The organism is Corynebacterium sp. 122RC1 (assembly GCF_024580955.1).
In the GTDB taxonomy this organism is placed as follows: Bacteria; Actinomycetota; Actinomycetes; order Mycobacteriales; family Mycobacteriaceae; genus Corynebacterium; species Corynebacterium kozikiae.
Window position 1 is genome coordinate 1 of the sequence record NZ_JANIKD010000002.1, and the last position, 12,698, is coordinate 12,698.

Sequence of the window (12,698 nt, forward strand, 5' to 3'; positions counted from 1 at the left end):
GGTTGAGGTCACCCGTTCGGGCCCCGTTCGGGCCCCGTTTGAGTCCCATTCAGTATCGGGGGCACTGTCCAGCCTTTTCACAGGTGGAATAGCTAAGGTGGTGGGCATGCTTTCAAGGCAGGAAACTCCGCTGGCACGCAAGCGCCGGGCCCGAAAGATCAACCGCATCTTGGCTCAGGCGCACCCAGACGCGCATTGCGAACTCGATTTCCGCAACCCCCTTGAGTTGCTGGTAGCCACCGTATTGTCCGCCCAGTGCACGGACGTTCGCGTCAACCAGGTCACCCCGGCCTTGTTTGCCCGCTATCCAGACGCCGCAGCCTATGCCGAGGCGGCTACCAACCCCGCGGAACTGGAGGAAATCATCCGGCCAACGGGGTTCTACCGGGCCAAAGCCAACCACCTCATTGGGATGGGGCAGATGTTGATTGCGGAGTACGGTGGCGAGGTACCCAAGGCCCTGGAAGACCTGGTGCGCCTGCCCGGTGTGGGCCGCAAAACGGCCCATGTGGTGCGCGGCAATGCCTTTGGCATTCCGGGGCTCACGGTGGATACCCACTTCGGGCGCCTCATGCGCAGGCTCGGGCTCACGGACCTGGAAGACCCAGTGAAGGTGGAACACGCCATCGGTGAGCTCATTGAGCGCAAAGAGTGGACTATGTTTTCCCACCGCGTAATTTTCCACGGGCGCCGGGTGTGTCACTCCCGCAAGCCGGCGTGTGGCGCGTGTGTGCTGGCGAGCCTGTGCCCGTCGGCAAGCATTGGTGCCCAGGGCAGCGAGGCTGCGGCGCTGGTGAAAGGTGAGAACCGGGAGTGGTTGCTGGAAATGGCAGGAGTAGATGATGTTGCGTAACACAGTGATTGCCTCCGTGGTGGGCTTCGTGGCGATTCTCGCGGTGCTGCTCACGCTTACCTTGCGCCCCGAGGCCGAGCAGCAGCCGGTGATGCAAGCGGAATCGGGGCAAAGCGCGGCGGTGGATGTGGAAGGCGCGGCGGTGCTCACGCAGCGCCCCGACTGCCCCGCGCCGCAAATGGAAGGGATCGAGCTGCCCTGCCTGGGTGGGGAGATTGTGGATGGCGAGCAAACCCCGGCGGCGCAGGCCACGGTGGTGAACCTGTGGGCATGGTGGTGCGAGCCCTGCCGCACCGAGCTACCGCTGTTTGACCAGCTTGCGCTGGAGCACCCCGAGTACGCGATCGTGGGCGTGCACGCGGACAAGGCCGCCACCAACGGAGCCGCGCTGCTCGAGGAACTGGGCGTGGGAATGGCCAGCTACCAGGACGATTCCAACCTCTTTGCCGGCACACTCGGCCTGCCCCAGGTGGTGCCGATCACCGTGGTCTTTGCCCCCGACGGCACCCTCAAGGGCTATCTGCCGAAGTCGTTCACTTCCTATCAGGAGCTTGAGGACGCCCTGGCCGAGATGGTGAACACATGACCGCCCGCCATGACTCTCCGGGCGCGAACATCGAACTCTTACCCCAGCGCGCCCCCGTATGGATGCATAAACTCCTCATGAGCACGCATTCCGGCGCCGTGGACCGCGCCGTGGGCTTCAACTTGCGCCGCCCTCATGAACCAATGAAAGACAGGCAGGCTGCGGTGCTGGTGCTGCTCTCCGGCACGGAAACCAGTGCGGAGCTCCCTAACGACGCTGCCGTCTTGCTCACGCACCGTTCACCCACCATGCGCTCACATTCGGGGCAGATCGCGTTTCCCGGCGGCCGTATGGATGCAACAGACGCAAATGTGGTGGACTGCGCCCTACGGGAGGCCTGGGAGGAAACCGGGCTAGACCGGATGACGGTCACCCCGGTTGCCCAACTCAGCGAGGTCCACATCCGCGCCACCGGCTACCCCGTGACTCCCGTGCTGGCGCACTGGCACAGCATTTCACCCACGGGTGTGGTCTCTCCCGAGGAGGCTGATGAGGTGATCAACGTGCCAATGGCCACCCTCATCGACCCCACCAATCGCTTCATGGTCCGCCTCGGCCAGTGGTACGGCCCGGCCTTCCATGTGAACGGCTACGTGGTGTGGGGGTTCACTGGAGGAATCCTTGATGCGTTGATTGAGCAGGCGGGGTGGGAACAGCCCTGGGATAAGCAGACGCACTACGATTTGGCGGAGTCGTTGGAGCGCTCACGCAACAACGAAAAGAAACTCTGAAGGGAAACCACCAACAGTGCAGCCCGGTGTTGTAGTAGACCTCATCATTGCCTTCATAGTGCTCGCAGCCATGTGGGCTGGATGGCGCCAAGGCGCCATCGCGTCGGTATTCTCTGCGATCGGCGTGGTGGCGGGACTGCTGAGCGGCGCGGTGCTGGCCCCCGTCGTGATGACCTTCACCGACTCCGTGGCGCTGCGCTTCTTGCTCGCACTCGGCACGGTGATTCTGCTGGTTGGCGTGGGCAACCTGGTGGGCGGGCTGCTCGGCTCGGCGCTGCGCGACGTGGTGGTGTGGCGCAAGCTGCGCTTTGTGGATGCCTCCCTGGGTTCGGTGTTTCAGGCCGCGACCGCGCTGGTTGTGGTGTGGCTCGTCTCCATTCCGCTGGCCACGGGCCTGAGCGGAGTGCCGGCGCAGGGAATTGCGCAGTCAAAGGTCCTGGGATTTGTGGACCGCAACACTCCGCAGGCGCTGGGCACGCTGCCTTCGAAAATTTCCGCCATGCTCTCCGAATCCGGGCTGCCGCCGCTGGTCTCCCCGTTTGAGGGATCCAGCCGATTTGAGGTGGAAGCCCCGGATATTCAGGTGGAGGACGTGGCGCTGGTGGAGCGGCTGCGGCCGTCGGTAGTGCATGTGATGGGCGAGTCCCAGGTGTGCTCGCGCCGCCTCATGGGCTCCGGCTTTGTGGTGGATGATACGCATGTGGTGACCAACGCCCACGTTGTGGCCGGCACGAATTCCGTTGCACTGGACACCACGCTGGGTATCTTCCAGGCGCAGGTGGTGTACTACAACCCCGAGCTGGACATCGCTGTGCTGCAATCCGAGCCCACCGGCCTGCCCGCCCTGCAGTGGGCGCAAGATCCGGCGGTGAGCGGCGAGGACGCCATCGTGATGGGCTTCCCCGAATCCGGGCCATTTGAAGCCGCACCGGCGAGGATCGCGGACCGCCTCACCATTTCCGGGCCGAACATCTACGCCTCGGGGCGCGTGGAGCGCGAGGCCTACACCGTGCGTGGCACCATCCGCCAGGGCAACTCCGGTGGCCCAATGGTGAATACAAACGGCGAAGTCATCGGCGTGGTGTTCGGCGCGGCAGTGGACAACACGGACATCGGCTACGCGCTGACGGCCCGCGAGGTGCTGGCCAACATCGGCAACGTTTCCACGCTCACCAGCCCGGTGGGGACCATGGAGTGCGTGAACAACTAGCGGCCGCTAGCTCCGCTCGGCGCTGCTAACGGCGCTGAGGATCGCCTCTGCAAAGCGTTCGGGTGCTTCCAGGTGGGGGCGCTGCTTGGCGTCGGGAATACTGAACGTGTGCAGGGCAGCGGCGCGCTTTCGGGCGATCTTTGCCTCCAGACGCGCCCTGGAAGTGTTCACCAGCACGTGCGCTGGCACGTCCACGCTGCGCTGAATCCACCCAAACGGCGGCAGATTCACCTGGTAACGCATGGTTTTAGCGATCCCTGGGAAGGTGGAGCCGATCGCCTGTGCTTTGGTTCGCAGGCGCACTTCCTCGTTGAATGCTTCGCTGCCCTGGTACTTCACGCCGGTGTTGAGGCGCAGCTCGCGGGCGATCTTGTTCGCCGGCCGCACCCAATACAGCTTGCGCAACCCCTGCGGCAGGCGCATCGGGGTGGTAAAGGAGAGCAACCCCACATAGCGCCAGGGTGCCCGCAGGATCGCGGCGCGCATATCCGCGGGGTGGATCGCTCCCGCGGTGATCAGCGAAGCGACGTGCCCAGGGTGGCTCGTTGCCAGGGCCCAGGCAATCGCGGCGCCGGAGCCAACACCAACGACGTGCGCACGATCATGGCCCAATGTGCGGATCGCGCCCGCGATGTCGCCGGTGGCATTGTGCAGGTCGTAACCTGCTGGTGGCTTATCGGACATGCCGTAGCCGCGGCAGTCCAACGCCGCCACATGGAGCCCTGAGGTAGCAAGTTTGTCCATGAGGGGGCGGTAGTTGAACCAGCCGCCCAGGGCGTCATGGAGCAACACCACCAGCGGCCCCGTTTGCTCGCCCATTGTGGCGGCATGGAGCCGGATGCCGCGGGTGTGCAGCATTTGGTGGCGCCAAGGGCCGTCAAAGGCCACGACTTTCGGCGAAAGTGGTGCCAAGGTGCTCTCCTCATGGACAAATGGGGACAAAAATGCAGTGCCCGGGGGTTTTCGGGCACTGCCTGATGTGCGGTGGGCTATTGGCGCCAGGTGTTGGCGCTGTGCTAGCTATACATGCCGCGGTTGCCGGACTCCAGCTTCTGCTGTGCCTGGCCTGGGACCAGGTTCTTGAGTTCGTTTACGGACTGGATGGTCTTCTTCGGTGCGCCGATCTTCTTGACCTTCTTGAGGCCGATGAGCGCGAGGATAGCAGCCAGGCCGATCATCACGAGGAACACGATCAGGTAGGCGGCCCATGAGGCCAGCCAGATCTTGAGGACCTCGGCGATCATGAAGAAGAAGAAGAACGAGCTGTAGAGGGCAATGACGCCAGCTACACCGAAGAGGCCGCCGCCGATGGCGCCCTTCTTGGCTTCCTGGGCGAGTTCTGCTTTGGCCAGCTCTACCTCTGCTCGGAAGAGGGAGGACATTTGGGAGGTGGCGTCGCTCACCAAGGAACCGATGGAGCCGTTGTTGCCTGCGTCCACGTCTCGAAGTGGGATGGCGTTCACCTTTGCCTGGAAGGTTTCGGCACCTTCGGTGTAAAGGCCGTTCTCGTTGCTCACGGCGTGGTCCTCCAAAAGTTGTTGTGATGGTAGCTGCTCCGCCGGGCCAGCATTTTGTGGCTGCGGGAGCTGCCGCCTTGAAAAGATTTTTTCGCAATCACAGTCAATCGTGCCACGAAACGCTAAACCGGTGTCAATTCGAGGCTAAAAAAGTTGCCAATTTGTGAAAAACTTCCCGCCGCACCCCCACGCTCATTCCCTCACCCAATGGTTTGGATGAAGATGGAACCCATGATTGCCAACCTTGCGCAGCACCCCACCGTAGCCGCCCCTTTGACCGAGGCCATCGCCGCCATCAACGCCGTTCACCGCCGCCCGGTGAATCTCCGCAAGGTGAACATCACTTCCTCCACGGCGGCTCTGCGTGCGGCCACCCTTTCCGCGCAACTGGAAGGACTGGGTGAACAGGAGTCGCTCAGCGCGTACAGTCTTTGCGGCCCCAATCTCATCGACGCCACCACGCGCACCCTCGTCCGCGCTCCTTTGCAGGTGATCGCGCGTATCGACGCCCTGGCAGGCGGCAGCGGGCAACCCGAGTCCGGGGAGGGTGCGGCCCGGCTGCAATCCCTGGCCCGGCTCATCGTGGATGGCGCCCGCAACCAAGAAACCCCCGCGGGCGTGCTCGCTGCGGTTGTTCATGAGGAGATTTACACCTCGAGGGCTTTCGGGCCTCGCACCGGCACCATCGCCAGGGTGACCTCCCGCCTTGTTGCTGTTGCCTGCGGCTTTGACCCGCGAGGATTGTGTGTGCCGGAGGTGCGCTGGCGGCGTCGGCACGCGGAGTACCGCACGCCCGCGGCGCTGGAGGAGAAAGTAGCGCAGTTCCTGCTTGCCTATGTTGCCGGGGCGCAGGAGGCGGAGGGAATTGCTAGGGAAGTGCAGGGTGCTTAAGCGCGCTTAGTGAGCCACACCGCGCCAAATGCCAGCGCAGCCACGAGGCCTGCGGAAATGCTGAGCTCGCGTTTTGTGGGGATCGGGAAGAGCGGTACGGGGTTTTTGAACGTCTGAATCTCCCAGCCGCGCTCAGTGGCGATTTTACGCAGGGCGCGATCCGGGTTCACCGCGACCTGATTGCCCACAGCCTCAAGCATGGGCAGGTCCGTGGCGGAATCGGTGTAGGCGAAGCATCGTTGCAGGTCATAGTGTTGGGTTTGGGCGAGCTCCGCGATCGCCTGCGCCTTGAGTGGCCCCTTGCAGAAGAAGGGCAGCTGGCCGGTGAACTTGCCATCTACCACCTCCAGTTCGGTGGCTACCACGCGATCCACTCCAAGCTCGGTGGCGATCGGCTCCACGAGCTGGCGGGCAGAGGCGGAAATGATCACGACGTCGTGGCCCTGGCGCTGGTGCTCCTTGATGAGGTCGCGGGCCTCGGCGTAAATCGCGGGGGTCAGGGCGGTGTGCATGGCCTCCGCAGCAATCTCGCGTACCTTGGCTTCCTCCCACCCCGCGACCATCTGCGCAAGCTGCTCCTTTGTGGCCTCCATCTGCTGCTCATTGTGGCCCGTGAGCATGTAACTGGCCTTGGTTACCGACATGTGCAGCGCTTCCGCGGGTGTGATCAGCCCAAGGTGAAGGAACTGCTTACCAAATGCAAGAGCCGACGACGTAGCGATTACCGTCTTGTCCAGATCAAAGAACGCGGCCACGCGGGTTTGCTGCGCGACGGCAGTTGCTGGGGATTGCGTGGCTGGCGGGGTATCCGTGGTTGGCGCGGCTTGCGTGGTTCGTTCCGTGTTGCGGGGCGTCACCTGCTCGAGTGTAGCGATTTTCGCTGCGTAAGTGGCAGTTTGAAAGGCAGCTTGCGGGCGTTGCGATGAGGTGTTGCACGTCTTTGTTGGCTGTGTCATAATCGTCTGTGCAAGGCCCCGATATACAGTGTGGCCTGCCCCGGCTCGCCCCCCCCTGTAGCCGGGTTGGCGGTTCGCGCACACCCCCCCGAGCGCGAACCGCCCTTTTATGTTTTGCCGACTTGGTGAAAAGATGTGTGTCTGAGCGGCGTGCGTCTGGATCGCTTTGAATACACCCCCATCAAGGCATCACTGGAAATGCTCAGCTAGTTCACCGCTTTTCCGACGGTGAACGAAGCTCATAATCACAGTCTGACCGGGAGGGGAGCCTTCCAGCTTTCAAGCTGAGCGAGGACGGAGGGGGGATTGCGCACGAGAGTAGTTTTCCAGGGCACTTTGCCCTCTTTTTGTAGCCTGCCAATCAAGGTGAAGGGATGAACCTCTAGGTGGTTGGCTTGTTCATTGATCCAGGATGAGTGCACACGACTTGGGACCTCCGGCAAAGGACGAGAGATTGCGAGACTGCTGGCTAGCCGGTCTGCTTCGGCTTCATTGTCGGCGCTGTCAGCTGATAGGTCGTCGAGTATCACCTCGCCATTATCGGCAAGGTGGCCCAGCAAGATGTGGGCTACTTCATGAAGGATGGTGAAGAGCACCTTATCTAGCCGTCTCCCCCGTCCTGATATGCCAATTACGGGGTGCCCTTCGACCATCATGGCGCAGCCATCAAGCTTTCCACCTGGGAAAGCCTCCACGTACACAAGTTTCACTCCCGCCTGGGCAAATAGGGTCTGGAACTCAGCAAATGCTTGCGGGTCACGAGCTTTTCTTGAAAGCGTCTGGGCGATGCCTTCTAGCGTCTCACGTGAGTAGGGGGCAGCGTCGAGGGTTTTGGCAGTTGCCCTCACACATGCAGCCCAGGCTTCTTGGAAAATCGTGACTTTTTCCTCTTGGTTACTTCGCCGGGCGGCAAAGCTGATCCCCATTGGGTCTGCGAACGATTCCTTGCCGAACAAGTCCAGCACCTCACGTGCCTGCTCCTCCACGTCAGTGGCGGTGATGTATCCCCGCTTTGCCAGGAGGGAAATGGGTGCCAACTCTCGCAACCGTGCGCGGGTTTTCACAGCGTTGAGGTTGTCCTGAGTCCGGACGTCCTGGGACTGCTTCCATAGCAGGTAGGAGTTTTGGAGATTTAGCCAGAACTCCGCCGAGGTGCCCAGTGCGGCACCGATCTGGGCTGCGGATTCGCGCGTTATCTCCTTTTTTCCGGAAATGATTTCCGAGACAAATTGTGTGGGCCGTCCCAGCACCTCGGCAAAGTCGGTTTGGGTCCAACCGCGGGCTTCCAACTCGTCTGCGAGGATCTCTCCAGCCGGGAATAGCTCCGCTGCAATTGGGGCGTTCATGAGCTCACCTTCTCTCAGTGGTAATCCACCATTTCAATCACAATGACCTTGCGGCCATAGCTGTCGGTTGTGAATTCGAGGATGAGTCGAAACTGATCGTTCAAGCGGATCGATGAGGTTCCGTTACGGTCGCCTTTCAATTGTTTCAAGTGCAACGACCGCAAGGCTCGCAGATCGCGTTCATCCGTAGCATTGGCCAGGATTTGGATTTTCTTGCGGTATGCCTTGAGGATATTCGGGCCCCATTGTTTGGGGGTGTATGAGGCGTCCTCGGCTATGCGTCGAAGTTCCTCATTCTTGTAGAGGATACGCACCAAGCCCACCTCGTCTAGTTCGCCGACGCCGCGCCTGCCTGACGTGACTCATCTTTTTTACTGCACCAGTGTCCATCACCCTTTACCTGAAGAACAATATGTGAGTTAAGTTGATTTTGCAAGGCCTGGGTAAGGAAAAGTCCACCTCGCTGCATGGAAGTGGCCACCGTTAATCCCCGATACTCTAGCTTGGTCAGGATCGTAGCTCGTCGGGGTCGCCTTCCAGGACGTCACTATCAAAGAAGGAGGCATTACATGTGCCTTCTCCGCGAAATCTGATGGTTGGTCCTCTACATAGGACGAAGTTGAGGCTTGTGTGTTGGGGCTTACTGCGCCTCACCACCATCCCGAAACACGTTTTCCACAACCCAGCCGCTGTAGCCCCACGTTTTCCACAGCCTTCAAGATGGCTCCTTTTCAGGCTCGTGAAACGGCGGCACACTGCGGGCTATGGATACACCAGTTCTTGTTGCAATTACAGACCCGATTATTTACCCGGAGGCAATGCACGCCGTTGCCGCGACCGGCCGCGTGGCGGTGGATACCACTGACCCGCGGGAGATTACAGTGCAGGCCGCGCGCTGTGGCGTGGTGCTCTGCGATGCCACTACCGCGCCGCACGTTGCTACGTTGGCGCCGCGCCAGCGCAGGTTCTTGCTCCTCGGCACTTCAGAACCTTCGGGAGGGGAGATTTCGGCAGGGGAGCGCGGCGGCTGGAAGCTCGCCATGGATCTTCATGCTGAGCAGGTATTTTCTATGCCTGCCGACGTTCCCAAGCTGTTGGAGGCGCTCGCTGAACAGCACACAGATTCACATTCGCCGCCCGAAGAAAGTGGGCTGCGGCGCCGGTTGCGAGTGCGGGTGATCGCGGTCCTTGGTGGCGTCGGCGGTGCTGGGACCAGCGTGTTTGCTGCGAGTGTTGCCAGGCATCTCGCCGGCGGAGGTGGGGGCTGCGTGCTCCTCGACGCTGCAACGGCCTCCGGGGGCCTTGACCTGCTGTTTGGTCTGGAGGACGCGCCGGGGCTGCGGTGGAATGACTTCAGTTTTTCCGGCGGGGCGCTGCGCGGCAGGGAGGTGCTGGATTCGCTTATCGACGCCGGCCAGGGGCTTCGCCTCCTTTCCCAGGCGCGGTCTGCGGGGGAGGGAGTGACCGGGGAGAAGGTGCGTGCCGCCATTGATTCGCTGCGCGCGCAGGCGGGGATCAGTGACATCGTGGTGGACGCCGGTGTGCTGGGACAGCAGCCGCAGGGCGTGTTGGACGCGGTGGATGCCGTTGTGCTGGTGGTTCCTGCCGAGGTGCGGGCGGTGGCGGCCGCCGCAGAGCATGTGCACCAGATCCATTCCCGCAGCCTCCCCCTGGTGCCGGTGGTGCGGGTGCGCGGGTGGGCGTCGGTACGCGCGGAGGAGATGGAGCCCTTCCTCGGTGCGGTGCCTGTGGCGCAGTTCGGAAACGTGTTTGGGCTGGCCAAACGCCTGGAGACGGTGGGGCTGGGGCAGCGGCTGCCCGGGGAGCTTTCGCGGGCGGCCAAGCAGGTGGTGGAGGCGGAGGTGCTGCGATGAACCGGGAGCAGGTGTTGGCGCAGGTACAGCAGCATTTGGCGAGCCATCCGGAGGTCACGGGGGCTGCGCAGATTGCGGAGGTGATTCGCCAAACCGCGGGCGTGGTCAGTGACAAGGATGTGTTTGACCTGCTGCGCCAATTGCGCCATGAGACGGTAGGCCTGGGGCCGCTGGAACCGCTGTTGCAGCGCAGGGGAATCACGGACATCGTGGTCAACGGCCCAAACAGCGTGTGGATCGACTGCGGCAACGGCATGGAGGCCGCGGGTGTGCGCTTCAGCGACGACGAAGAGGTGCGCAGACTCGCCACCCGCCTCATCTTGGCGTGCGGTGGCAGGCTTGACAGCGCCCAAAGCTTTGCCGACGCCCGCCTCCAGCACACAGCCACCACAGCCATTCGTGTCCACGCGATGCTCAGCCCACCCTCGGACACCGGCACCCTTCTCTCCCTGCGCGTGCTGCGCCAGGCCCACATTAGCCTGGGAGAACTCGCCGAAAAAGGCACGTTCACCAGGGACATTGCCGACGCTTTGCGTGCCCTCGTCCACGCCAAACGCTCCTTTTTGGTGGTAGGCGGCACCGGTTCTGGGAAAACCACGCTGCTCAACGCCCTGCTCGGGGAAGTCCACCCCGGCGAGCGGATCATCACGATCGAAGACACCGCCGAGCTCCTGCCCAAGCACCCCCACCACGTAGCGCTGCTCACAAGGGCGGCTAACACCGAAGGACGCGGCCAGATCACCATGCAGGAGCTGCTGAAACAGGCCCTGCGCATGCGCCCGGACCGAATCATTCTGGGCGAAATCCGCGGCGCCGAGGTGGTGGACCTCCTCGCCGCGCTCAACACAGGCCACGAGGGCTGCGCCGGAACCATCCACGCCAACGCCGCGGAGGAGGTCCCCGCCCGCCTTGAGGCACTGGCTGCCCTCGGTGGGGTGCCAGCCGTGGCGCTCGGGGCGCAAATTGCGGCTGCCGCGCCGATGGTGCTCTCCATGCAGAAAACTGCCTCGGGCAGGGTGTTGCAGCAGATCAGCGTGGTAGAACACAATCCAGTTCGGGTGCGCACCCTGTGGCAGCGCAGCAAAGGCTGGGTGGAGGAGGCGCCATGGTAAGCAACCCTTCGGCGGTGCTCGCCTGCCTCGTGTGCCTTGCCCTCGCCCTTGCTCTGCCTTCACCACGGTTTCTGCGGCGCGTGCAACACCCTGGCAGCGGCAGCGGCAATGCCCATTCCAAGCGCCTGCCAACAACGCGCCTCCTGTGGGCCGTAGGCACGCTGGGGCTTGTGGGGATGTGGGCGCTGGGGGCGTCGGTCATCCTCATTGCCTTGGTGATGATCGCTGCAACACTGTGGCGCATTGCCTCGGGGATCGCGGTGAAGCGGCGTTCCAACCAGCGAAAACGCTATCTTTCGCAAGTGCTGGGGCTCGTGGTGGGCGAGCTGCGCGCCGGCACCCCCATGGATCACGCACTCGAACACGCGCTGGAGGAACTCAGCCCCGTTCAGGCACGCGCCGCACCGATTCCGCAGCAACTGCACGCCACCGTCCGCGCGATGCGGCTCGGGGCGCAAGGGGAAAAGCACCTTCTGGCCGTTGCCCATGAGGAGCTGGTGTTTATGGCGCAGTGCTGGAATGTTGCCGCACGCCACGGCGTTGCGTTGGCGCCGCTGATCCACCAGGTGCAACTGCGCCTCGACGCCGAGCTCAGCCACCATTCAGAGACCAACGCCAACCTTCAGGGGCCGCAGGCCACCGCTGTGCTGCTGAGCCTATTGCCGCTGCTTGGGATCGGTTTGGGGGCATCGATGGGCGCTAATCCGGTGGCCCTGTTTAGTAACACGGCGGTCGGGGCGGTGCTTCTGCTCGTGGGAACTGGCCTGCTCTGCGCGGGAGCGCTGTGGGCGCACCGGATTTTGCAGGGGGTGGCGGCATGATGCTCGTGATCGCCGCGATGCTGGTTGCCTGCGCGTTGTGGCTCACCCCGCCGCGGCGGCTGCGCCATGCCCACGCCCCAGTGGGACCTCCGCCCGAGCAGGCAAGCGCCCTGGAAACCGCCAATGACCTGGAGCTGCTCACCGCGTGCCTGCAGGCCGGGCTGAGTCCAGCCGCGGCGGTGCACACCGTGGCCAATTGCAGCCACAACCCCAGATGGGCACAGGTAGCAACGCTGATGCACATGGGTGCGCCCGCCCACCGCGCCTGGCAGCCCCTTGAGGCCGATGCCCACTGCCGCGAACTCGTGGCACTCGCACGCGCCTCCGGCCGCACCGGTGCTGGCATGCAGGAAGGCTGCGCCCGGCTGGCAGAGGATCTCCGCCGCCAAGCAAGCCACCTGGCAACCGCAAAAGCCCAGCGCGCCGGGGTCCTCATGGCCCTGCCGCTCAGCCTGTGCTTCCTGCCCGCCTTCTTCCTGCTGGGGCTGATCCCAGTAATTGTTGACCTCGGCATGGAACTTCTAGGGGGTCTCAACCTGTCTAAGTAACTAGGGGCAAAACCGCCCTTGGACACACACCAAACACAAAAGGAGAACACCATGAACACCACGAACAAACAGCAACCACGTCCCGCTCTGCTTGCCGATGAACGCGGCATGACCAGCGTGGAATACGCCCTCGGGGCGCTCGCCGCCACCGCACTCGCCGGGGCGCTGTACTTTGTTGCCCAATCCCAGGCCGTGCGCGACGCCATCGAGCAAGTAGTCACCGGCGCACTCAACAACGTCCCAGGCTAAGCAC

The 12,698-nt window shown here is 63.1% G+C and carries 15 protein-coding genes; 10 read left to right on the top strand and 5 right to left on the bottom strand.

The features are described 5' to 3' along the window. Positions 1 to 106: 106 nt before the first annotated feature. Genes nth through NQ050_RS00915 form a run of 4 tightly spaced genes read left to right on the top strand, consistent with a single transcriptional unit; the run spans position 107 to position 3,380 of the window. Positions 107 to 853: an endonuclease III gene (gene nth / locus NQ050_RS00900; RefSeq protein WP_257037363.1), complete on the top strand. Its 747-nt coding sequence runs from the start codon at positions 107 to 109 to the stop codon at positions 851 to 853. Continuing rightward, complete coding sequence (locus NQ050_RS00905) at positions 846 to 1,439, top strand: TlpA disulfide reductase family protein (RefSeq protein WP_257037552.1); 594 nt, start codon at positions 846 to 848, stop codon at positions 1,437 to 1,439. The genes nth and NQ050_RS00905 overlap by 8 nt, the downstream gene beginning before the upstream one ends. After that, on the top strand, positions 1,436 to 2,170 hold the full coding sequence (locus NQ050_RS00910; RefSeq protein ID WP_257037364.1) for a CoA pyrophosphatase: 735 nt from the start codon (positions 1,436 to 1,438) through the stop codon (positions 2,168 to 2,170). The genes NQ050_RS00905 and NQ050_RS00910 overlap by 4 nt, the downstream gene beginning before the upstream one ends. Before the next feature lie 16 nt (positions 2,171 to 2,186). Further along, on the top strand, positions 2,187 to 3,380 hold the full coding sequence (locus tag NQ050_RS00915) for a MarP family serine protease (RefSeq protein ID WP_257037365.1): 1,194 nt from the start codon (positions 2,187 to 2,189) through the stop codon (positions 3,378 to 3,380). 6 nt (positions 3,381 to 3,386) lie between these two features. On the opposite strand, the gene NQ050_RS00920 is transcribed toward NQ050_RS00915, so the two are convergent. Beyond that, positions 3,387 to 4,292, bottom strand: coding sequence for an alpha/beta fold hydrolase (locus NQ050_RS00920; RefSeq protein ID WP_257037366.1), 906 nt, complete (start codon positions 4,290 to 4,292; stop codon positions 3,387 to 3,389). Positions 4,293 to 4,396: 104 nt separating this feature from the next. After that, on the bottom strand, positions 4,397 to 4,897 hold the full coding sequence (locus tag NQ050_RS00925) for a phage holin family protein (protein ID WP_257037367.1): 501 nt from the start codon (positions 4,895 to 4,897) through the stop codon (positions 4,397 to 4,399). A 222-nt stretch (positions 4,898 to 5,119) separates the two neighbouring features. Here NQ050_RS00925 and NQ050_RS00930 point away from each other — a divergent pair, with 222 nt between their 5' ends. Beyond that, complete coding sequence (locus NQ050_RS00930; protein WP_257037369.1) at positions 5,120 to 5,788, top strand: hypothetical protein; 669 nt, start codon at positions 5,120 to 5,122, stop codon at positions 5,786 to 5,788. On the opposite strand, the gene NQ050_RS00935 is transcribed toward NQ050_RS00930, so the two are convergent. From NQ050_RS00935 to NQ050_RS00945, 3 genes are all read right to left on the bottom strand, one after another. Further along, on the bottom strand, positions 5,785 to 6,645 hold the full coding sequence (locus tag NQ050_RS00935) for an HAD family hydrolase (protein ID WP_373456385.1): 861 nt from the start codon (positions 6,643 to 6,645) through the stop codon (positions 5,785 to 5,787). The genes NQ050_RS00930 and NQ050_RS00935 overlap by 4 nt on opposite strands. Positions 6,646 to 6,989: 344 nt before the next feature. Next, complete coding sequence (locus NQ050_RS00940; RefSeq protein WP_257037371.1) at positions 6,990 to 8,090, bottom strand: HigA family addiction module antitoxin; 1,101 nt, start codon at positions 8,088 to 8,090, stop codon at positions 6,990 to 6,992. A 14-nt stretch (positions 8,091 to 8,104) separates the two neighbouring features. After that, complete coding sequence (locus NQ050_RS00945; protein WP_257037372.1) at positions 8,105 to 8,404, bottom strand: type II toxin-antitoxin system RelE/ParE family toxin; 300 nt, start codon at positions 8,402 to 8,404, stop codon at positions 8,105 to 8,107. A 450-nt stretch (positions 8,405 to 8,854) separates the two neighbouring features. Between NQ050_RS00945 and ssd the strand changes: the two genes are divergently transcribed. The 5 genes from ssd to NQ050_RS00970 are packed head-to-tail and all read left to right on the top strand — an operon-like array spanning position 8,855 to position 12,694. Beyond that, the gene (gene ssd / locus NQ050_RS00950; protein ID WP_257037373.1) at positions 8,855 to 9,964 is read left to right on the top strand and encodes a septum site-determining protein Ssd; all 1,110 of its coding nucleotides are present in this window, start codon (positions 8,855 to 8,857) and stop codon (positions 9,962 to 9,964) included. Beyond that, complete coding sequence (locus tag NQ050_RS00955) at positions 9,961 to 11,076, top strand: TadA family conjugal transfer-associated ATPase (RefSeq protein WP_257037375.1); 1,116 nt, start codon at positions 9,961 to 9,963, stop codon at positions 11,074 to 11,076. Before ssd ends, NQ050_RS00955 begins: the two co-directional genes overlap by 4 nt. Next, the gene (locus NQ050_RS00960; protein WP_257037376.1) at positions 11,070 to 11,897 is read left to right on the top strand and encodes a type II secretion system F family protein; all 828 of its coding nucleotides are present in this window, start codon (positions 11,070 to 11,072) and stop codon (positions 11,895 to 11,897) included. The genes NQ050_RS00955 and NQ050_RS00960 overlap by 7 nt, the downstream gene beginning before the upstream one ends. Further along, positions 11,894 to 12,445: a type II secretion system F family protein gene (locus NQ050_RS00965; RefSeq protein ID WP_257037377.1), complete on the top strand. Its 552-nt coding sequence runs from the start codon at positions 11,894 to 11,896 to the stop codon at positions 12,443 to 12,445. The genes NQ050_RS00960 and NQ050_RS00965 overlap by 4 nt, the downstream gene beginning before the upstream one ends. A 51-nt stretch (positions 12,446 to 12,496) precedes the next feature. Further along, the gene (locus NQ050_RS00970; protein WP_257037378.1) at positions 12,497 to 12,694 is read left to right on the top strand and encodes a DUF4244 domain-containing protein; all 198 of its coding nucleotides are present in this window, start codon (positions 12,497 to 12,499) and stop codon (positions 12,692 to 12,694) included. Positions 12,695 to 12,698 lie beyond the last annotated feature (4 nt).